Consider the following 21,397-nt stretch of genomic DNA (forward strand, 5'->3'; position numbering starts at 1 on the left):
GGCAGGACCGTTGGCGCCATGGATGGCGCCATCGAGCCCCCATGGACGGGTCTACGGCGTGTCCTGCCCACCCACACCGCCCCGCCATCCCGCGGATAGCCCGCTGTTGCCGTTGCTGTTGCCGTTGCCGTTGCGTTGAGCAGGTGCAGGGTGCAACCCTGCCGACCCACCCTAATCCTCGACCGGGAACGCCTCGATCGGCTTCAGCACATCGTAGTGCTCGCGATGCAGCTTGCCCTTCAGCTTCGGCAGCTCCGGCAGTGGCGCATCCACCCGCGTGTCCGGCAACCGGTCCAGCAGGTTGCGCACCAGCGTCAGCCGGCCCAGCCGCTGGTCGTTGAAATCCACCAGCGTCCACGGTGCGGCCTCGCGATGCGTCGCGCGCAGCATCGCCTCGCGGGCCTCGGTGTAGGCGCTGTACTTGCTGCGCGATTTCAGGTCGACCGGGGAGAGCTTCCAGCCTTTCAGTGGATCGAGGTGGCGTTCGGCGAAGCGCTTTTCCTGCTGCTCCTGGTCCACGCACAACCAGTACTTGAACAGCAGGATGCCGTCATCCACCAGCAGCTGTTCGAACACCGGCGCCTGGCGCAGGAACTGCTGGTACTCGGTCTCGCTGCAATAGCCCATCACTCGTTCGACACCGGCGCGGTTGTACCAGCTGCGGTCCATCAGCACGATTTCGCCAGCGGCCGGAAGATGCGAGGCGTAGCGCTGGAAATACCACTGCGTGGCTTCACGGTCAGTTGGCTTGGGCAGTGCCACCACCCGGCACTGGCGCGGGTTGAGGTGCTGGCTGATGGCCTGGATCGCGCCGCCCTTGCCGGCGGTATCCCGACCCTCGAACAGCACCAGCAGGCGCTGCCCGCTGTGCTGTACCCAGCGCGCCATCGCGGTCAGTTCCAGCTGCAGCGGCAGCAGCAGTTCGTCGTAGTCCTTGCGCTTGAGCTTTGCCATCGTCACACCACGCGGGGAGGAAGCCCGAGCGTAACGCAGGGGTCGCTCAGGTGTTGTCGACACCCTGCCAGCCGTGTTCACCGGCAAGCCGCTGCAGCAGCGCCGACAGGTCGCGGGCGAAACCCGCCATGTCGAACAGGCCACTGCGGTCGCGCGCCTGCGCCAGCTCGGCGCGCAGCGCGGCCAGTGCCGCAGGGTCATTGCCCAGCGCACTGGCGATGGCGATGAACGCTGCATCGTCGGCGGCATTCATCCGCGCCAGCCCCAGATGGTGATTGAGGCTGCCGGCCACGCGCGCAGCAAAGGTGTCGCCGGGGCAGGTCAGCACCGGGCAGCCGGCCCACAGCGCATCGGAGGCGGTGGTGTGCGCGTTGTACGGATGCGTGTCGAGGAACAGGTCGGCCCGCTGATACCGGGCCAGGTACTGCGGATGCGGCAGCTTGGCCATGAACACCAGCCGCGCCGGGTCCAGGCCGGCGGCCTGCGCGGCAGTGCGCAGGCGGGCATCGGCCTGGCCGGGGCCGGACAGCAGCCACAGCACGCTGCCGGGCACGGCCTGCAGCACTGCGAAGGCGCGGCCCATGCTGCGCGGGTTGAGCTTGTAGCTGTTGTTGAAGCAGCAGAACACCACGCCGTGCTCGGGCAGGCCGCACTCGGCGCGGGACGGTGCCGGCTCCAGTACGCGGGTGTTGTCCGAGGGCTGGAAGGCACGTGGCAGGCGCAGGACGCGTTCGCTGAAGTGCGATTCCAGCGGTGCCGGCAGCACGAATCCGTCGGCGACCACCGCATCCAGCCAGCGCGCGCCTGATGTGCCGGGGTAGGCCAGCCAGTTCAGCTGCAGCGGGGCCGGGCGCATCGCCAGCACTTCGGGCGTGCCGCCGCCGCCCCAGCCGCGCAGGTCGAACAGCAGGTCGATGCCCTGTGCGCGGATGCGGGCCGCGATGTCGGCATGCCGCAGTGCGGCCACGTCATGCAGGCGGGTCGCGGCCTGCAGGCGTTCGCGGATGCGGCTGCCATCGGCGCGGTTCAGCGCAAACAGGTGCAGCTGCAGCGCAGGGTCATGACGCAGGTGTTCGAACAGGGCCACGGTCAGCAACCCGGTGGGATGGGCACCGAAGCCATTGGACAGGAAGCCGACGCGCAACGGGCCGTGTGCGCGAACCTTCACTGCAGGAAGGGGGCGCACTGCCGACGCCACGACTGCGGCACGCGCGCGCGCGCAGGCCAACTGCTCGGCAGCGCTGGCGTCTTCGCTGAGGAAGGCGAACGGCTCCACCGCGCCCTGGCCAGAAGCGAGCGCGGCACGTACCTGCGTGGCCAGCGCGTCCACGTCCTGCCAGTCGCACAGGCGGCGCTGCCAGGCCAGGCGCTGGGCGGCGATGTAGGGTTCGTCCGGCATCAGCGTATGTGCGCGGCGATAGGCCGCTGCTGCGCCTTCGGCATCATCGGCATCTTCCAGCGCGTGGCCCAGCCACAGCGCGATGCCCGGGTGCTGCGGGGCCAGTGCCGAGGCCTGGCCGAGCAGCTTCGCTGCGTCGGCATGCGCGCCGGCCATCCAGGCCACGCGACCCAGCCGTGCCAGCGCCTCGGGGTGGTTCGGGCGCAACTGCAGCGCACGTCGTGCGGCCTGCTCGCCGGCGGCGATGTCGCCTGCTTCCAGTTCCAGGTCGGCCAGCATCACCCAGGCGACGAAGTCGCCGGGCTGGCGTGCGATCGCCTGCTGCAGGTGCTGCCGCTGCTGCCAGGCCGACATTGTGCTCAGCCCGCCGACAGCTGGGCCAGGGCGTCGACCTGGTGTTCGTGGCTGAGCCGCTGCAGCAGCGGGTCGAGGTCACCGGCCAGGATGTTGGGCAGGTCGTACAGGGTCAGGCCTTCCACGCGGTGGTCGGTGATCCGGCCCTGCGGGAAGTTGTAGGTGCGGATGCGCTGGCTGCGGTCGCCGCTGCCGACCTGCAGGCGGCGCGATTCAGCCTGGGCGGCATCCTGGCGCTGGCGTTCGGCGTCCAGCAGCTGCGCCTTCAGCCGCTTCATCGCCTTGTCGCGGTTGGCGTGCTGGCTGCGCTCGGTCTGGCACTCCACCACCACGCCGGTCGGCACGTGGGTGATGCGGATCGCCGACTCGGTCTTGTTGACGTGCTGGCCTCCGGCACCGGACGAGCGGAACGTATCCACCCTCAGGTCGGCCGGGTTGATGACGATGTCATCGACTTCGTCGGCCTCGGGAATGATTGCCACGGTGGCCGCCGAGGTGTGGATGCGGCCCTGCGATTCGGTGGCGGGCACACGCTGCACGCGATGCGTGCCCGATTCGAACTTCAGGCGCGAGAACGCACCACGGCCGACCACGCGCGCCACCACTTCCTTGTAGCCGCCATGCTCACCTGGGTTGTCCGATTCGATCTCGACCTTCCAGCCCTGGCGCTCGGCATAGCGGGCGTACATGCGGAACAGATCGCCGGCGAAGATCGCGGCTTCGTCGCCACCGGTGCCGGCGCGTACTTCCAGGAACAGGTTGCCTTCGTCGCGCGGATCGCGCGGTACCAGCAGCAGGGCCAGTTCTTCTTCCAGTTCCTGCAGGCGCGCCTGCGCCGCGGCGATTTCCTCGTCGGCCAGTTCGCGCAGGTCGGGGTCGGCGCGCATGCCTTCGGCGGCGGCCAGGTCGGCCTTGGCACGGGCTTCATCGGCGAGTGCGGCAGCGACCGGTTCAAGTTGGGCGAATTCGCGCGAAAGGTCGCGGAAACGGGTGTTGTCGGCGACCACATCGGGTTCGGCGAGCAGGCGTTCCAGTTCTTCGCGGCGCTCGGCCAGCGCTTCCAGCTTACGGCGCAGGGTCGGCGTCATCGGGTCTCACGGGTGGGTGGCGGTAACCCGGCGTGGCCGGGAACAGGCGCTCGGCGGCGCGGGTCAGATCGGCATCGCCACTCAGCGCGGCAGCGCGCAGGGCGGCGGTCGGCGGATGCAGCAGGCGGTTGGTCAGGCCGTGGGCCAGCAGTTCCAGCACTTCGTCGGCGGGCTTGCCGTTGGCCAGCTGCTGTCGTGCGCGCTCCAGCAACTCGGCGCGGGTGGCCTCGCCGAACGCACGCAGCTGCCGCAACGGTGCCTGATGGGCACTGGCCTGCTGGGTCTCGACGAAGCGCGATACCTGCAGGTCGATGATCGCCTCGGCCTCGGCGGCGGCCTCGCGGCGGCCACGGCGGTTGTCCTCCACCGCGCGTTCAAGGTCATCGACGGTGTAGAGGAAGGCATCGTTGAGCGTGCCGACCTCGGCTTCGATGTCGCGCGGTACGGCCAGGTCAAACAGCAGCATCGGCTTGTGCCGGCGCGCGCGCAGGGCCTTGGCCACCATCTCGCGGTGGATCACCGGCTCGCGCGCGGCGGTGGCCGAGAACACCACGTCGGCCTCGCCGAGGTGGCGGTCCAGTTCGGTCAGCGGCAGTGCCACGCCACCATGACGGCTCGCCAGTTCCTGTGCGTGGGCGAGAGTGCGATTGGCGATCAGCAGCCGCCGCACCTTGCCTTCGCTCAGGTGGCGCGCAGCCAGCTCGATGGTCTCGCCGGCGCCGACCAGCAGCACGGTGGAGTCGTCCAGGCGCGCGAACGCGTTCTGCGCCAGGCGCACCGCCGCCGAGGCCACCGACACCGGGTTGGCGCCGACCTGGGTATCGGTACGCGCACGCTTGGCTACCGAGAAGGTCTGCTGGAAGAGGCGGTCCAGGCGCTGGCCGAGCAGGCCGTGGTCGCGTGCGGTCGACCAGGCGTCCTTCACCTGGCCGAGGATCTGCGGTTCGCCCAGCACCATCGAGTCCAGCCCGGTGGCGACCCGGAACAGGTGGCGCACGGCCTCGGCATCGGCATGCTGGTACAGATAGCCCTGCAGGTCGCCGGCCTGGCCGTGCAGCCACTGGTCCAGCGCCTGTGCCGACTCGGCCACGGCGTACAACTCGGTGCGGTTGCAGGTGGACAGCAGCACCGCCTCGGCGATCTGCGGGGTATCGCGCAGCGAACCGAGCGCGCGCGGCAACGCCTCACCGGCGAAGGCCGCGCGCTCGCGCAGCTCCACCGGTGCGGTCTGGTGATTCAGTCCGAGCACCCACAGGGTCATTGTTCAGTTGCTTGCGATAAGCTGCTGGCCATTGGACGACATTTTAAGGCCCCGATGCCGACGATGCCCGCATTGATTCGCATCCCCAGTGTTCTGCTGCTGTCCCTGGCCTGCGGCCAGGCCCTGGCGGCGGTGCCGGCCAAGGCTCCCGTACGGGGCCCGGCCACTGAGGAACTGGCGCTGGAACCGGTGATGGCCGGTGAGTTCGCCCTGCAGGCCGGCAAGCTGGCCGAGGCCGCACGCTGGTACCTGCAGGCCGCCCAGCAGACCGACGGCGATGCCGGCCTGGCCGAGCGCGCGACCCGTATTTCCATGCTCGCCAACGATGATGCCAGCGCGGCCAAGGGCCTGGCCCTGTGGCAGCAGCGCGCCCCACGCTCGCTGACCCTGCGCAGTGCGGCCGGTGCGCTGGCCATGCGCCAGGGCGATGTGAAGGCCGCCCGCACCGAGCTGCAGGCGCTGCTGGCCGACCCCGACGAGCGCGGCTGGAAGTTCGCCCTGGCCGCGCTGATCGGCGGTGGCCGCGACCCGGCGGTGCCGGCGCAGGTGCTCGGCGAGCTGGTCGATGCCAATGCGATTCCGCCGAAGATCGAGGCCTGGCAGGAGTTCGGTCGCCTGGCCCTGCGCATGGACAAGCCCGAGCTGGCGCGGCGCATGATCGATGAAGTGGTCAAGCGCTTCCCGGAAGAGCCGCGCGTGGCGCTGCTGCGTGCCAGCCAGCTGCAACAGGCGGGCGAGACCGACAAGGCATTGTCGTTGCTGCACGACGTCGAGCCGAATACCCGCCAGGACCCCGAGCTGCGCAATGCGGTGGCCATCGCCTACGACAGCCTGGGACAGCCGGCTGCGGCCGAGCGTGTATTGGCATTCGGCCCGCAGGACGTACAGACCTGGGGCATGCGCGCTTCGCTGCTGGCCAAGCAGGGCGACAAGGCAGCGCTGTCCAATCTCTACAACGAGCTGTCGCGGCAGGCGGCCAAGCCGGATCCGGCACAGCGCCTGCTGCTGGGCAAGATCGCCGAATACCTGAAGCGTTACCCCGAGGCGGTGCAGTGGTACCACAGCGTGCCCGGTGGCGATGAACTGAGCGAAGCGCGCCTGCGCGCGGCCAATGCCCAGGCGCTGGCCGGGCGCCTGCCGCTCGCGCTGGACGAAGTGCACGCGATCCAGTCCGATGCGGTGGTCGATGACGATGTACGCCGCGACGCGTACCTGCTGGAGGCCGAGCTGCGCCAGCGCGGCGACGACAGTGCCGGCGAACTGGATGCATTGGCCCGCGGCCTGGCCGCCTACCCGGACGACAACGGCCTGCTGTACGCCCGAGCGCTCACCTGGGAGCGCCGCGACGACATCCCGCGCGCCGAGGCCGATCTGCGCAAGATCCTGGTGACCGACCCGGAAAACGTGCCGGCGCTGAACGCGCTGGGCTACACCCTGGCCGACCGTACCGGTCGCCTGCAGGAGGCGCTGGAGCTGATCGACCGCGCCCGCGTGGCCGAGCCGGACAACGCCGCCATCGTCGACAGCTATGGCTGGGTGCTGTATCGCCTGGGCCGCAAGGAAGAAGCGCTGGTGCAGCTGCGCCGGGCCTGGACCCTGGCCAAGGACCCGGAGATCGCCGCCCACGTCGGCGAAGTGCTGTGGGTGCTGGGCAAGCATGATGAGGCCCGCCACTTCTTCGACGAAGCGGCCAAGCTCGACCCTGAAAACCGCGCGCTGCTGCGCGCCCGCGAGAAATTCAATCCATGAGTGGTTCCCTGATCCGGCCGCTGCTGTTGGCGGCCACGACCCTGGCGGTGAGCGCCTGTACCAGCGTCGGCACGCAGAAAACCCCGGCGCCAGCGGTGGTCGAGATTGTTTCGGCTGAAGCGGCGCAGGCCGAGGCAGCGCGCGTGGCCGCGCTGCAGGCACAGCCGGACTGGGCCTTCCAGGGCCGGGTCGCGGTCAGCAAGGGCAAGGACGGTGGCAGCGGTCGCATCGACTGGAAGCAGGACGGGCGCCGTTATGTGGTCGAGCTGAGCGCGCCGGTGACCCGGCAGAGCTGGAAGCTGACTGGCGATACCCATTCCGAAGCCGGCCGCCTGGAAGGGCTGGCCGGTGGCACCCGTGACGGTGAGGATGCCCAGCAGCTGCTGCTGGAGGCGACCGGCTGGGACATTCCGGTCAACCAGCTGCCGGAGTGGATCCGCGGCCTGGTGGCCGGCGATGCTGCCGGTCCGGAGAAGGTCGAGCGCGACGGTGAAGGCCGGCCGCGCCGCATGCAGCAGATGGGCTGGCAGGTGCAGTACCTGGACTGGTACCCGGCCGAGGCCGGGCGCCCGGCCGTGCCGCGCCGGATCGAGGCCAGCAATGGCGATGCCAAGGTGCGCCTGCTGGTGGACCAGTGGGGGCAGGGCACCCCATGAGTGGCGCCGCTGAGGACGCGGGCTGGTCCTGGTGGCCGGCCCCGGCCAAGCTGAACCTGTTCCTGCACATCACCGGCCGCCGTGCCGATGGCTACCACGAGCTGCAGACCGTGTTCCGCCTGCTGGACTGGGGCGACCGCATTGGTCTGCGCCTGCGTGAAGACGGCCAGGTGCGTCGGCAGGGCGAGGGCCTGGCCGGTGTGGCCGAGGCCGATGATCTGGCGGTGCGCGCCGCGCGCCTGCTTAAGGACGTGGCGAATGTCGAGCAAGGTGCGGACATCGTCGTCGAAAAGCATGTTTCTGCGGGTGGTGGCTTTGGCGGCGGTTCGTCCGATGCCGCCACCGTGCTGGTGGTGCTGAACCGGCTCTGGCGGGCGGGCCTGGACGAGGAGGCCCTGGCCGCGCTGGGCCTGCGCCTGGGTGCCGACGTGCCGGTGTTCGTACGTGGCCGCAATGCCTGGGCCGAAGGGGTGGGCGAGCGCCTGCAGCCGATCACGCTGGCCCCGGCCTGGTATGTGGTGGTTGAACCGGGCGTTCATGTTCCCACGCCGGTCCTCTTTGCAGACCCGGATTTGACGCGCGACAGCCCAGTGGCGAAAATAGAGGACTTCGCTTCCGGGACCCTGGTCGGGAACGCGTTCGAACCGGTGCTGCGCCGCCGTGAGCCTGCCGTCGAGGCAGCGCTCGCCGCGTTGAGCGACATCGGCGCGGCGCGGCTGACCGGGTCGGGAAGTGGTTGTTTCGTCGAGTTCGCGTCGCAGTCTGCTGCAGAGCAGGGACGGTCGAAATTGCCGAAGGAGTTGCGGGCAAGGGTGGCAGCGGGCGTTGCGCGTTCGCCACTGCTGGATGCACTCGAGCAACACTAGATTTATCAATGCAGGGGCGTCGCCAAGAGGCCCAAGGCACCAGGTTTTGATCCTGGCATTCGTAGGTTCGAATCCTACCGCCCCTGCCAATAGCGGTTGTGTCCGCGCCTTCCAGCGCATCACCTGCGCGGGACGTGGAAACAACCGCGGTGTTGTCAGCAGCAAGGGTCCATCGGGTCCTTGCCGACCCCGGATCCCCGCCACTCGTCCCCGCCCGAGACAATCATGATGCAAGAGTCCCCGAACCTGCTGGTCTTTTCCGGCAACGCCAACAAACGTCTGGCGCAGAACATCTGCAAGGAACTGGGGGTTCGCCCGGGCAAGGCGCTGGTCTCGCACTTCTCCGATGGTGAAGTGCAGGTGGAAATCGAAGAGAACGTCCGCAAGCAGGACGTGTTCGTGATCCAGCCGACCTGTGCGCCGAGCGCGGAAAACCTGATGGAACTGCTGGTGCTGATCGACGCGCTCAAGCGCGCATCGGTGGCCAGCGTGACCGCCGTGGTGCCGTACTTCGGCTACTCGCGCCAGGATCGCCGCATGCGTTCCTCGCGCGTGCCGATCACCGCCAAGCTGGCGGCGAAGATGTTCAGCACCGCTGGCGCTGATCGCGTGCTGACCGTCGACCTGCACGCCGACCAGATCCAGGGCTTCTTCGATATTCCGGTGGACAACGTGTATGCGTCCCCGCTGCTGCTGGCCGACATCTGGCGCGCCTACGGCACCGAGAACCTGATCGTCGTGTCGCCGGACGTGGGCGGCGTGGTCCGCGCCCGTGCGGTGGCCAAGCGCCTGGATGACGCTGACCTGGCGATCATCGACAAGCGCCGCCCGCGCGCCAACGTCTCCACCGTGATGAACATCATCGGTGACGTCGAAGGCAAGACCTGCGTCATGGTCGATGACATCGTCGATACCGCCGGCACCCTGTGCGCCGCTGCCGCTGCCCTGAAGGCGCGCGGTGCGCTCAAGGTCGCCGCCTACTGCACCCACGCGGTGCTGTCGGGCCCGGCGGTGGACAACATCACCAATTCCCAGCTCGACGAGCTGGTGGTGACCGACACCATTCCGCTGAAGGACGCCGCGCGGGTGTGCAGCAAGATCCGCCAGCTGAGCGTGGCGGAAATGCTGGCCGAAACGATGCGCCGCATCGCCTTCGGTGAGTCGGTCAGCTCGCTGTACGTCGACTGAGTTTTTCGTCCCTGCCGGCAACGGCGGGGACATGCCCCGGGTGCTTCTGGTCGCGGAAGCATCTTCAACCGCCAAGCCGCAAGGCGAGGCAACAACCTGAGTAGTCGAAAATGTCGAAGACCCATGAAATCAAGGTCACCAAGCGTGAACTGCAGCGTAAGGGTGCGAGCCGCCGCCTGCGTCACGCTGGTGTGATCCCGGCCATCGTGTACGGCGGCAACGCCGAGCCGGTCGCCATCAGCCTGGACCACAACGAAATCTGGCTGGCCCAGCAGAACGAGTGGTTCTATGCCTCGATCCTGGACCTGAACCTGGACGGCCAGGTGCAGAAGGTCCTGCTGCGTGACATGCAGCGCCACCCGTACAAGCAGCTGATCATGCACCTGGACTTCCAGCGCGTGAACGAGAACGAAGCCCTGACCGCTTCGGTCCCGCTGCACTTCATCAACGAAGACACCTCGCCGGCCGGCAAGGCTGCCGACGTCGTGGTCACCCACGAACTGAAGGAAGTGACCATCACCTGCCTGCCGAAGGACCTGCCGGAGTCGATCGAAGTCGACCTGGGCGAGCTGAAGGCCGGTGACGTGGTGTACCTGTCCAACATCAAGCTGCCGAAGGGCGTGGAAATCCCGGCCCTGGCGCTGGGCAAGGACCACGACGACGCCATCGTCACCGCCAAGGCCGGCAAGGCTGACGCGGCCGACGAAGAAGCGGCTGCCGAGTAATACCAAGCGGCGCCTGCCTCCGGGCAGGCGCCGTGCTGGAAGGAACCATGGCAGGATTGCGACTGATCGTCGGTCTGGGCAACCCCGGATCGGAACACGCCCGGACCCGGCACAATGCCGGGTTTCATTTCGTTGAGGCCCTGGCCGAAAAAGCCGGTGCGCGATGGAATGTGGACAGCAAGCTGTTCGGCGAGACCGCCAAGGTCGAGATTGCCGGACAGACGGTGTGGCTGCTCAAGCCCGCCACGTTCATGAACCTCAGCGGCAAGTCGGTCACCGCCGCACAGCGGTTCTGGAAGATCGAGCCGGAAGAAACCCTGCTGGCCCACGACGAGCTGGACCTCCCGCCCGGTGCGGTGCGGCTGAAGTTCGATGGTGGCCATGGCGGCCAGAACGGCCTGCGCGACACCATGCGCCTGCTCGGCCACGGCAAGTTCCACCGCCTGCGCGTGGGCATCGGCCATCCCGGCCACAAGGACCGCGTGGTGGGGTGGGTGCTCGGCCGCCCGTCGAAGGACGACGACGTGCTGATCGCGCGCGCCATCGACGATGCGATCGACGTGCTTCCGCTGGCAGTGCAGGGCGATTTCAACGAAGCGATGAAGCGGCTGCATACCCCGAAATAACCCGCTTCGGGTAGGTGCCAACCTTGGTTGGCACACAATGATCGACACCGAGATGGATTGGCCAAGCAACGCGCGCGCTGTTTCACCAATCACTTTCACCCCAGAGAGCTGTCACCCATGGGTATCAAATGCGGCATCGTCGGCCTGCCCAACGTCGGCAAGTCGACCCTGTTCAATGCGCTGACCAAGGCGGGTATCGCCGCGGCGAACTTCCCGTTCTGCACCATCGAGCCGAACGTCGGCATCGTGCCGGTGCCGGATCCGCGCCTGAACGAGCTGGCAGCGATCATCAATCCGCAGAAGGTCATCCCGACCGCGGTCGAGTTCGTCGACATCGCCGGCCTGGTCGCCGGTGCCGCCAGCGGTGAAGGCCTGGGCAACAAGTTCCTGGCGCACATCCGCGAAGTCGATGCGATTACCCACGTGGTGCGCTGCTTCGAGAATGCCGACGTCATCCACGTCAACAACAAGGTCGACCCGATCTCGGACATCGAAACCATCGATACCGAGCTGGCGCTGGCCGACCTGGACAGCGTCGAGAAGGCGCTGAACCGTGCCGAGCGCGCCGCCAAGGGCGGTGACAAGGACGCCGCGGCGCGCAAGCCGGTGCTGGCCAAGCTGCAGGCCGCGCTGTCGGATGGCAAGGCCGGTCGCTCGGCGGGCCTGGACGAGGAAGAGAAGGCGCTGGTACGCGATCTGTTCCTGCTGACTCTGAAGCCGGTGATGTACATCGCCAACGTGCTGGAAGACGGTTTCGAGAACAACCCGCACCTGGACGCCGTGCGCGCGCACGCCGCCGCCGAAGGCGCGCAGGTGGTGCCGGTGTCGGCCGCGATCGAAGAAGAGCTGTCGCAGCTGGACGACGAAGACCGCGATACCTTCCTGGCCGACCTGGGCCTGAGCGAGCCGGGCCTGAATCGCGTGATCAACGCGGCCTACAGCCTGCTCGGCCTGCAGACCTACTTCACCGCTGGCGTGAAGGAAGTCCGCGCGTGGACCGTGCGCAAGGGCGCTACCGCCCCGCAGGCCGCCGCGGTCATCCACACCGACTTCGAGAAGGGCTTCATCCGCGCCGAGACCATCGCGTATGACGACTTCATCAAGTACAAGGGCGAAGCCGGCGCCAAGGAAGCCGGTCGCCTGCGCCTGGAAGGCAAGGAATACCGCGTGCAGGAAGGCGACATCCTGCACTTCCGCTTCAACGTCTGATCCTGCGGCAGCGGATCGACCCTGGACGCCCCGCCTTGCGCGGGGCGTTCGCGTTTCCGCGGGTGGACAAAAAAACACCACGTTGCGAAACGCTTGCGGTGTGATGTTCGCGGGCACTTGTCCACAGCAAACTCCCATCGCTTTCCACGTCGGGTGTGGAAAACCACGCAGCCCCCGGTGGAGGCGGGCCCGTGCCGCGTGGACAAATCTTCACCACATTCCGAAACGCTTGCGCGGCAATACTCCCGCCTACTTGTCCACACCTAGTTCCCATCGCTTTCCACGCGCGGTGTGGAAAACCCGGCGCGATCGACACACCGCCGCAGCTCAGCGCTGCAAGAGCACCTTCGCGGCGCGCTGGCCCAGCTGCGGCGCCAGGATGATGCCCGGATGGGCCACGGCAACGTACAGGCCGTCAACGCCCGGCAGGAAACCGCATACCGGCTCGCCATCGCGCGTGGTCGGGCGATTGAACATCGCAGCCGAGCGAGCGACTACGGGTACCTCCTGCACGAACAGTGCGCGGATCGCGGCCTGGGTTGTGTGGACCAGCGCGGGCAGGCCGGCCTCACCGTTGGCAGGCGCATCGGCCGCAACCCGCAGGCCACCCTGCAGGCCAGGCCGCACTTCGAGGTCTGCGGCGCACAACAGGCGCTGCAGGATCGCTGCAGGGGCGTCGAAATCCATCAGTACGGCCGGAGCCTGCCGAAGCGGCAGGGTGATGCCCAATGGCGCGCACAGGACGGCAGCGTCCATCGCCGCTGCCAGCACGACCCCGTCAGCAATGACGTCTCCGCAGGTGGTGCGCACTCCGGTGATCCGCGATCCGCGCTGCATCAGTGAAAGAACCTGTTGACTGCAGCGCACCTGCGCACCGTGCTCGGCCGCGTCCTTCAGCAACTGCCGGACCAGCCATGCAGGCTCCACCGCGAAATCCCGTGGCGACCAGATGGCAGCCGAGGGCGCACGCAAGCCGGGTTGAACGGCTCCCACCTGCGCCTGACCCAGTAGTTCAACCGACTGATCCGCCGCTCGAAGTTCATCGTGCCAGCGCAGCGTTTCGTCCTCATCGGCTGCCCATAGCAATGCGCCGCGGGCAGCCATCGGCAGCGCACCCAGCTGGACCTGCAACTGATCGAACGCGGGCAGCGCATCCACCACCCGCCTGAAGCGCGCGGGATCCTCCGACGGCAGCATGCTGCTGCTGCCAACCCAGCCATACGAACCGTGAGTAACGCCACGGGCGACGCCCTCGTCGCGCTCCAGCACCGTTACACGGGCGCCACCTCTCGCCAGGTGCCAGGCAATCGATGCGCCGAGCATGCCGGCACCGACGACGATCAGATGGGGGGAGGTCCTGGGCACGGTGAGCAGGCGCATGGGAGATGCCCAGCGTGATCGATGGAGGGTCCAGTGTCATTGCCTGGCCGGGCCAAGCGTGGACAAAAAAGCGACACATGTCGAATCGCCTGTGACACAGGGCTCGCAGTCACTTGTCCACATGAAATCCCAACCACCCTCCACGGGCCGTGTGGAAAACCATCGATCCACGTGGACAAAAAACAGCCATGTCCTGAAACCCTTGCTGTGCGTGCTTCGTGGGCACTTGTCCACACCAAACCCCCATCGCTTTCCACGCGCGGTGTGGAAAACCGTGGCGTTCCAGTTCTGGTAGGCACCCACCTTGGTGGGCTCGGGGACGATCTTGCCCACCAAGGTGGGCCGCTACCAGATCCAGGTTTCCATCGCTTTCCACGATGGATGTGGGCAGCCACCTGCCTGTGTGGGAACCGGCAGGCACAGCAGGAGACATCGGGCGCAGGGGCGCCAGTGTGAGGAAATTCCCGTCAACGCGGAGCAGCTGCTGGAGCTGGGGACCGCGAAGCGGTCTAGTGCACCGCGTCGACAGTGACCTGATGCTGGCTCGCATAGCTTGCAGAAGGATGGGCAATGGAGGGGCCCGAGAGAGAGCATCCCGCAGCGGTCAGGCAGAAGATTGTCAGCAACACCTTGGTCAGAACAGGCTTCATCAGAAATTCCAGAGTGGAGTAATCGATAGAAAAATGGCCGGGTACGCCGCCGCTCACGGCGGGGGGGCGCCGCAGTACGGGCTCGTGGAGGCGCGGATCTGACCGAGAGGCTGCTGGGACACCAGACGCGATGGCGTCACCGGCTCGCTATCGGCTGCGCGGTAGCTATGGCCGAACAGGGTGCTTCCATCGCGGCTCGTCAGGTGTGCTTCGAGGGTGGCATCGCGCGGATAGGCAACGCCCAGCGCGTCGAGCCAATCCGTGAGGCGGCAGATACCGTTGGCGCGTGTCCAGATCAGGCGCACTTCGCTAGCAGCATCCTTGCCAAGAACAAGGTCGGCATTCGCGCCGATCCACTCATTCTGCATGGGCACGCCGTCTGCTGCATGGGCAAATGGCATGTTCAGGTTCATGCGTTCGACGTCCTCCCGGGAAAGAAGTGCGTCGCCGCTGGAGGCCGCTGCCTGCAGCAGGACGGGCGGATGTACCTGGGCCCTGCCGTCGCGCCACGACACAGCTACTGCCACGTTGACGTCCCCGGTTTCGGCGCCGACGGCATATCCCACCCCATGCAGCGTCCGTGCATCCGGGCTGAAGAACGCGGGATCCGCGCTTCGAACTCCTCCGGGAACAGGGAGAGGCCGGTAGCCATCCTTCACGCTCCATAGGAACGCGTGCTCCGCGTCAGGTTCGTCCGGCCTGAACTCCGTTCCGGCCACCAGGCTGCCGTCACTGTTGATTGCCGAAGCAGAGTGAGCTGCATCCGGTGAGGTGAGTGCAAACAGGCTGCCATCTGGCAACCAGCGATAGACGCGTCCTGGGTCCTGCCCTCGTGTCTCTACCAGCACCACTTGACCATCTGCACTGATGGCGCGTGCGAAGGAATCGGCCTGACCAGGAGGTGGGACAAGCCGCTGTACGGGACCAGTTCCGTCCCAGCGGAATGCCTGGCTGGTACAGCATCCATTACTGCCGACACCTGCGATGGCATGGCCGTCTTCGCTGGACGCGGTGATGCGGATGGGCGCGCTGCGGAGCATCGCCAGTTCTTCGAATGTGGCGATCGGCTTCGAAGCGGCCGCGAAGCCCGCAAGCGACAGGCCGAGAAGAAGAAATGGAGTCTGCGTCATGGCAGCGAAAATACTCTGAAGCGGTGGTCGGGTGACCGATCTGTTGTCTGATGCTGCGGCCACCATCGATGTACAGTCGGCTCAATGGCCTGCACGCACACGATCGTGTCGTACGATGGTGCCGTATCGCCATGCAGCCTGCCCGCAGGTTCCCTGCAAGAACATTCGACGGAGTTCCTCATGTTCAGCCACATCACCGTGGGTACCAATGATCTGGACAAGGCGTCCAGCTTCTACGATGCCCTGCTGATGCCGCTCGGCATGCGTCGCCGTCTGGTCTCGCCCGATGGCGGGCCTGCCGCCGCGTGCTGGGTGACGGCGAACGCGGCACTGCCGCGCTTCTACGTCTACTCGCCCTACGACCGGAAGCCTGCAGGCCACGGAAACGGCAGCATGGTGGCCTTCCTCGCGCCTTCCCAGGAGGCGGTGGATGCGTCCCATGCGGCAGGTCTTGCCGCAGGTGGAACCGACGATGGTGCACCCGGACCACGGCCGCACTATGGGCCAGGCTACTACGGTGCCTATCTGCGCGATCCCGACGGCAACAAATGCCATGTCGTCCATCGTGGCGATCTGGCATAGATCGTACGAGGCACGGGCGCAGGACCGCTGTCCGACGCCCTGCGACAATTCATCCTACCTGGTATCTTCCAGCGTCTGCACCTTGCGGATCATCCAGTCACGCGGAATCCGCTTCCAGCGATAGTGCTGCAGCTGAAGTGCATGGATTGGGGCAGCGGCTGCGATCTCCAGGCGTTCCGGTTCACGGTCACGCTCCCATTCCAGAGCAGCGCCCGGATGGGATGCGGCGTAGGCAATCGTGGCATCCCGCGGTGCCGGCAGCATGGCGATGGGTATGCTCTTTCCCTGGGCATCCAGTGCGATGGCGGTGGTCCACACACCCTCGCGCTCTGCCTTGTCCATGGGTGCTTGTACGAGCGTGGCGCGCTGGTCCGAACCCCATGTGATACGCATGCGCGCATTCGTTCTTGACTGCTGGCCGCGCGCTACGCGCTCCTCCGCATCCTTGGTGTAGCGCTCCAGGTCGACCGCGAGCCGGATCGCCGACAATCTGTCCAATTGCCCGGCGCGCGTATTGATGGGCAGCCGGAACGGGAAGCCGACGTCGTTTTCATCGGTACGCGATACCCCTGCGATCAACCAGCGCTGCACGACAGGCACCGGCTGTAGTCCGCTTATTGGCCGACCCTTGGCATCCAGCAGCTCGACGCGGCGCAACCAGGCCATCATCGGGAACCACTCACTGTCCGTTGCAGCGCGGCGTTCATGCTCCGGCAGCGGCATGCTCAACCGGATCAGCGGGCGTGCCGCATGGTGGTCGTCTTCGGCCGAGAACCGCAGGCCCGCCTCGAATTCTGCCAGGGCGGTCCGATCAAACATTCCGGCAGGGATCAGGTCCGCTGCCGTCTGCGAATAGGCATCAGGGTCGTTGCTGGGCAAAGAGAAGGGCGGACGTCCGATCTGCTCACGCAGCATCGCGTCGTAGTGTTGCCTGGACTCGCGCTCGTCGGCATCGAACATCGGGTCGGTGCTCATCCTCGCGACGTACAGGTCCATCTCCAGGGCCGGGGTGTCGCCCTGCTCATGCACCGAAAGCGCATAGCGTGCTTCAACGGGCATGCCATCAGCGCGCTGCAGGACCTGACGTCCCTTGCCGCTGACCCTCGGGCCGGAAACAGCAACATCCAGAAGTACCATGTGGTCTGTTAGCGCGAGCACCTCCTGGTCGACAGTGACGTCGCCGATGTCGGTGGACGCGTCGCGATGGACGATCTTCTGGCCGATCTGCAGACGGGCCGGCAGATCCGTTGGCGTGAGCCCGCCAACGCGGCGTTGCGACGCCAGCTGGGCCGCCAGTTGCGGGGTGTGCTTCACGGCGTGCTGCCAGGCCGATGGATCGACCGCGCGCACATCACGCACTGTGCCATCGGCAGTGAGCGTCATTTCAAAGCCCTTGTCGAGCAGCGCCATGATAGAACCTTCGTCAGCAGCGTTCGGGTCGAGCCGCAATGAGTTGGCCGAGAATCCCGTGCCGCGCTGCTCGCTCCAGATCACGCGCGTCCGCAGTCGGCGCTCGCCGCCGACCACGCCGTCCATCCGGATGGCGGTGAACGACCGATCTTCGAATGCATCGGTCCCAGTGTCGGGCACGCGGATGTTCGAGGCGGCGAAGTAGATCGCTTCCTGGCCGGCTGCGGATGCATGGGCGGAAGCCAGCAACATGATCCCCGGCAGTGTGAGGCGTGCGATGGCCATCGGAACGGTCCCGCGTCGATGGAGGAGGCGCGTCACGGTGCGTGTCGCCCGCTCATCGAAGGGCGTATGGGAGCCCCCGGCGTTTCGGGGGGGATGATGTTGGCTGCCACGTCGGCGCGGGCCTTTACGCGAAATGGGGCGATGCAACCGACAAGGGGGAGGCAGAGTGAAAGTGACAATGCGAACAGGGTCAGTGCTTTCATCGGGACATCCGGTCGCGCGGTGCCCCGCCTTCCAGAACAGCAACGAGAACGGTGGCGCGGGCAACTAGCCCGGCGATGAATCTGCTGTGCGGTCCTTGCATGTACTGCTCCTGGGGGCGGCGTGCGGGTGGATGGCCGGACGTTGACCGGCCATCTGCGGAATTGTATGGCGCAGGTATTACCCTGCGCCAATTCGAGCTGAAGGTTGCGCATCCGTGCCCTGTATTGCGCTGTGCCGCAGTGGTCATGAGGCGCCAGCAAGCGCCCGCCACCAGCTACCAGCTGTACGACACGCCCATCTGCGCACCGATATCGCGGAAGCCCATGCCACCGCTCTGCCGGCTCAGTTCACCCCAGCCGCGCCAGCCGCCGGACAGATCCACCTGCACGCCGGCCTTGGCTTCGTAGATGTCGCGCGGCAGCTGCCGCTGCAGCCGCTCGCCGTCCATTGCCAGGCCCGCGCCATTGCCGCCGGACCACCAGTTCACCGCCACGTACGGGTGCACCTGGCCCTGCGCCGCGCTCAACCCGCGGCTGTACAGGCGCAGTCCGAGGCGGGTGCTGGTCTCGCTGCCACCGCGGTCTTCGACCACCGTGCCGTTGGCCTCGACCACGCGGTCGCTGTCATAACGGCTGTGCACCACCTGCAGCTGCGGTTCCAGGTAGATGCCGCGCTGCGCGGTGTGCCGCAGGGGCAGCACATAGCCGGCCTCGGCCGACGCACTCCAGTTGCGGGCGTCATAGCGCTCCTTCTGCAATCCTTCGCCCTGCACGCTGTTGCGGAAGCGGCCGTACTGCAGCCAACCATCCACATAGGCACCGCCTTCCATGTGCGCATCCTGCAGCCAGGTGGCATAGGCGCCCACGCTGGTGCCGGTGACCACGCCACGCGCGGTGTAGCCGGTCACCTGCGAGCGGCTGTCATTGCGCGCGCGGCCATGGCCGAGCATCGCACCGGCCTGCAATTCGCCGGTGCCACCCACCTCGAAGCGGCGTCCGGCGCCGACCAGCACGCTGCTGATCTGGCCATCGACCTGCACCTGGCGGTTGCGGTCATGACTGTCGGGCTGCGCGCTGCGAAGGTGCATCCAGGCCACGGCGTCACTGCTGGCGCCGGCCAGGGCGGCGGGATCACCGGCGCGGTCGTGCAGGCTGTGCCGGAACATGCCCAGCGCCGCGCTGCGGTTGGCCAGGTAGGCCGCCGGTTCCGGGCGTTCCACCTGCGGCCGCGGCGGATCGATCGGCGGCTCCGGCGGCAACGGCGGATCGATCGGCGGTCCCGGCGGCGACGGCGGGTCGACCGGCGGTTCCGGCGGCTGCGGCGGATCGATCGGGGGATCCGGCGGCTGCGGCGGATCGACCGGCGGCACGTATTCCGAGCGCAGGTACCAGTTGCCATCATCCGGGGTCGACATACCGCCCTTGAACAGGAAGTAGTCGTAGGCACCGGCGACCGCGCGGCCCTGCAGGCTGAACTGTGCATCCGACTGGCCGGCCACGGTGATCAGGCGGATGCCTTCCTGCGTCAGCGCACCGGCGCCGCCGGCATTGCGCACGCTCACGTTGGCAGTGCCGCTGCTGTTGCCGTTGATCACCAGCTGGTCGCCCAGCGAAGTGTCGTCGCCCAGCGCGCGGTTGAAGATCCACTGGCCACCGTTGCCCACATAGTCGCCGCTGACGGTGACGGTCTTGAAGCCGCCCGCCGCCGGCGCATCGAAGGCGATGGTGCCGGCGTGTTCGAGCGCGCCGACGCTGGAACTGGCACGCACGTTCCACTGGCTGCTGCCATCCAGCGCCAGCTGTGCGACCTGGTAGCCCGAGTCGTTGCGCAGGGCACCGCTGAACGTGGTGCCGTTGCCCAGCAGCATGTGCACGTCAGCCGTTGCGCTGTCGACCACCACGTCACCGCGCAGCGTGCTGGCGTCCGCGCTGAAGTCGATGCGGCTGGTCGCCACGCTGCTGCCATCGGTGAATACCGTGTCGCTGACCCGCAGCAGGCGGCCACTGCCGTCGCCCGCAGTCACATCGCTGCCATTGACGGCCAACGCATGGTTGCTGCCCTGCAGCCAGAACGCGGCGCCGCTGGCGGTCTCGATGTGGCTGTCATTGAAGGTGGCACGGTTCCAGTACGGGCCGAACGCGGTCAGGTAGGAGCGGTAGCCGCCGCTGTTGCTGCCGGTCATGCGGATGTCCAGGCGATCGGCCTGGGTCAGCCGCGCCGTGTTCATGTGCACGATGCCGAACACGCTCTCGCCGTCGCTGCGGATCGCAACGGTGTCGAGCAGTGCGGTGGCGGTGGAGCCGCCGATGAACACGCCGCCGCCGCCGTTGCCGCGCACGTCGATCACGCTGCCGTTGGCTTCGATGCGGCTGGCGGTGCTGCCGGTGGAGCCGGTCACGCGCACGCCGTAGGTCGCATCACCATGCGTGGTGATCCGGCCACCCTGCACGGTGGCGACGCCGCCGGCGATCTCCACGCCGTAGCCATAGGTGTCGGTCCAGGTATCAATGGTGCCGTTGGTCAGCTGCAGGCGCGACTCGTCGCTGGCCAGCCAGAATCCGGAAAAGCCTTCGCGCACATCGAACGCTGCATCACGGGCGGTCAGCTGGCCCCAGTTGTTGATGTTCACGCCATAGCCGCCAACGGTGTAGAAGCTGCCGCCGTTGATCACCGCGCTGGAATAGGTCTTGCTGATGCTGCTGCCGAGCAGGCGCATGCTGCCGCCCACGGAGCGCGCTTCCACGTTCTCCAGCAGCACGCTGCCGCCGCTGCCGATATCGAACCAGCCGCCGTCCAGGTAGGTGTCGTACAACTCGGCGCGGCTGCCCGCGCCATCGACGGCGATGCCGGCGAGGATGCCGCCGGGAGCCAGGGTGATCCGGCTGTTGCGGATCGTCAGCAGGCCGGCGCTTTCGGCGCGCAGGCGTGCGCCACTGTCGGCGTTCATCTGCAGGGTATCCAGATGCACCTCACTGCCCTTGCCGGAGGCGCCGGCCAGGGTGCCGACGCCGCCGGTCATCGCAATGCGGCCTCCGGTGTAGCGGATCACCCCACCGTTGGATGCCTGCACGCTGGCATAGCCGCTGCCGTTGCGGGTGGTATCGATGTCGACATCGCGTGCGTCGATCACGCTGCCGGCACCATTGGCATACAGCGCATAGAAGCCCGTGCCGGTCGCCGGTGCGATCGACAGCGTCGCCCCGCGCAGCTGTACCTGGCCGCCATTGGCGGCAGACACGCCGCTGCCATTGCCGGTCACGTGGATGCGGCTGCCGTCGATCAGCGCATTGCTGCCGTTACCGGTGACCGTAAGTGCGAAGCTGCCCGCGTTGTGGTTGAGAACATCGTCGGCACCGAGCTGCAGGCTGTTGCCGTCGTTGACCAGCAGCGGGCCGGTGAGGTCTGCGGCATGCACCGGCAGGGCTGCCCACAGGGCAGTGGCCAGCAGGCTGGGAATGAGGGGCACACGCGTGGCGCGCGCGCGCCCGTACGCACGGCGGTGCCGTGTGGGGGAGGCGTTCATGCTGATGGACTTCCTGTGGCAGGGCGCAGAGAGGCTGCGCGGACTGACGCGGCAGGGCCGCGTCGCTGCGGAAGCCACTCGCAATGGCGGCTGCAGGCGCCATCGGACTTCCGTCCCCCACGGCGACGCAGCAACGGCCGGCAAGCGCGCCATGGCGG

General features: G+C 67.3%; 16 protein-coding genes and 1 tRNA gene. 9 read left to right on the forward strand and 8 right to left on the reverse strand.

Features of this window, described 5'->3' with window-relative positions; all coding sequences use genetic code 11:
- Window positions 1–171 precede the first annotated feature (171 nt).
- Genes ppk2 through hemA form a run of 4 tightly spaced genes read right to left on the reverse strand, consistent with a single transcriptional unit; the run spans window position 172 to window position 5,056 of the window.
- Window positions 172–954 carry a polyphosphate kinase 2 gene (gene ppk2, locus EGM71_RS03725; protein WP_188487908.1) on the reverse strand — a complete coding sequence of 261 codons (783 nt, stop codon included), beginning with the start codon at window positions 952–954 and terminating at the stop codon, window positions 172–174.
- A gap of 46 nt (window positions 955–1,000) precedes the next feature.
- Entirely contained in the window at window positions 1,001–2,707 is a 1,707-nt protein-coding gene (locus EGM71_RS03730; protein WP_188487910.1) for a tetratricopeptide repeat protein, read from the reverse strand.
- 5 nt (window positions 2,708–2,712) lie between these two features.
- Entirely contained in the window at window positions 2,713–3,795 is a 1,083-nt protein-coding gene (gene prfA / locus EGM71_RS03735) for a peptide chain release factor 1 (RefSeq protein ID WP_188487912.1), read from the reverse strand.
- Complete coding sequence (gene hemA / locus EGM71_RS03740) at window positions 3,773–5,056, reverse strand: glutamyl-tRNA reductase (RefSeq protein WP_188487914.1); 1,284 nt, start codon at window positions 5,054–5,056, stop codon at window positions 3,773–3,775. The genes prfA and hemA overlap by 23 nt, the downstream gene beginning before the upstream one ends.
- A 63-nt stretch (window positions 5,057–5,119) precedes the next feature.
- On the opposite strand from hemA, the gene EGM71_RS03745 reads away from it, so the two are divergent.
- The 8 genes from EGM71_RS03745 to ychF all read left to right on the forward strand — a co-directional run bounded on the left by EGM71_RS03745 (window position 5,120) and on the right by ychF (window position 12,075).
- Window positions 5,120–6,805, forward strand: a complete 1,686-nt coding sequence (locus tag EGM71_RS03745; protein WP_188487916.1) for a tetratricopeptide repeat protein — start codon at window positions 5,120–5,122, stop codon at window positions 6,803–6,805.
- Window positions 6,802–7,461 (forward strand): lipoprotein insertase outer membrane protein LolB, encoded by a 660-nt coding sequence (gene lolB / locus EGM71_RS03750; RefSeq protein WP_188487918.1) that lies wholly within the window; start codon window positions 6,802–6,804, stop codon window positions 7,459–7,461. The genes EGM71_RS03745 and lolB overlap by 4 nt, the downstream gene beginning before the upstream one ends.
- Window positions 7,458–8,327 (forward strand): 4-(cytidine 5'-diphospho)-2-C-methyl-D-erythritol kinase, encoded by an 870-nt coding sequence (gene ispE, locus EGM71_RS03755; protein WP_188487920.1) that lies wholly within the window; start codon window positions 7,458–7,460, stop codon window positions 8,325–8,327. The genes lolB and ispE overlap by 4 nt, the downstream gene beginning before the upstream one ends.
- A 12-nt stretch (window positions 8,328–8,339) precedes the next feature.
- Window positions 8,340–8,416, forward strand: a tRNA-Gln gene (locus EGM71_RS03760).
- Between the two features lie 139 nt (window positions 8,417–8,555).
- Window positions 8,556–9,515: a ribose-phosphate diphosphokinase gene (locus tag EGM71_RS03765; RefSeq protein WP_005415400.1), complete on the forward strand. Its 960-nt coding sequence runs from the start codon at window positions 8,556–8,558 to the stop codon at window positions 9,513–9,515.
- Between the two features lie 110 nt (window positions 9,516–9,625).
- A complete protein-coding gene (locus EGM71_RS03770) occupies window positions 9,626–10,240 on the forward strand; it encodes a 50S ribosomal protein L25/general stress protein Ctc (protein ID WP_057501642.1) in 615 nt (204 codons plus the stop codon).
- A gap of 47 nt (window positions 10,241–10,287) precedes the next feature.
- Entirely contained in the window at window positions 10,288–10,866 is a 579-nt protein-coding gene (gene pth / locus EGM71_RS03775) for an aminoacyl-tRNA hydrolase (RefSeq protein WP_079220740.1), read from the forward strand.
- Between the two features lie 117 nt (window positions 10,867–10,983).
- Window positions 10,984–12,075 carry a redox-regulated ATPase YchF gene (ychF, locus tag EGM71_RS03780; protein WP_057501645.1) on the forward strand — a complete coding sequence of 364 codons (1,092 nt, stop codon included), beginning with the start codon at window positions 10,984–10,986 and terminating at the stop codon, window positions 12,073–12,075.
- A 327-nt stretch (window positions 12,076–12,402) separates the two neighbouring features.
- Here the strand turns inward: ychF and EGM71_RS03785 are convergent, their stop codons facing one another.
- On the reverse strand, window positions 12,403–13,455 hold the full coding sequence (locus tag EGM71_RS03785) for an NAD(P)/FAD-dependent oxidoreductase (RefSeq protein WP_188487922.1): 1,053 nt from the start codon (window positions 13,453–13,455) through the stop codon (window positions 12,403–12,405).
- Between the two features lie 703 nt (window positions 13,456–14,158).
- Complete coding sequence (locus tag EGM71_RS03790; protein ID WP_188487924.1) at window positions 14,159–15,235, reverse strand: hypothetical protein; 1,077 nt, start codon at window positions 15,233–15,235, stop codon at window positions 14,159–14,161.
- Between the two features lie 180 nt (window positions 15,236–15,415).
- Between EGM71_RS03790 and EGM71_RS03795 the strand changes: the two genes are divergently transcribed.
- On the forward strand, window positions 15,416–15,817 hold the full coding sequence (locus tag EGM71_RS03795) for a VOC family protein (protein ID WP_188487926.1): 402 nt from the start codon (window positions 15,416–15,418) through the stop codon (window positions 15,815–15,817).
- Window positions 15,818–15,871: 54 nt separating this feature from the next.
- On the opposite strand, the gene EGM71_RS03800 is transcribed toward EGM71_RS03795, so the two are convergent.
- Together EGM71_RS03800 and EGM71_RS03805 are read right to left on the reverse strand one after the other, a co-directional pair.
- Window positions 15,872–17,512: a hypothetical protein gene (locus EGM71_RS03800; RefSeq protein ID WP_188487928.1), complete on the reverse strand. Its 1,641-nt coding sequence runs from the start codon at window positions 17,510–17,512 to the stop codon at window positions 15,872–15,874.
- Window positions 17,513–17,990: 478 nt separating this feature from the next.
- A complete protein-coding gene (locus tag EGM71_RS03805) occupies window positions 17,991–21,239 on the reverse strand; it encodes an autotransporter outer membrane beta-barrel domain-containing protein (RefSeq protein ID WP_188487930.1) in 3,249 nt (1,082 codons plus the stop codon).
- Window positions 21,240–21,397: the final 158 nt, after the last annotated feature.

The organism is Stenotrophomonas maltophilia (genome assembly GCF_006970445.1).
Taxonomy (GTDB): domain Bacteria; phylum Pseudomonadota; class Gammaproteobacteria; order Xanthomonadales; family Xanthomonadaceae; genus Stenotrophomonas; species Stenotrophomonas maltophilia_AU.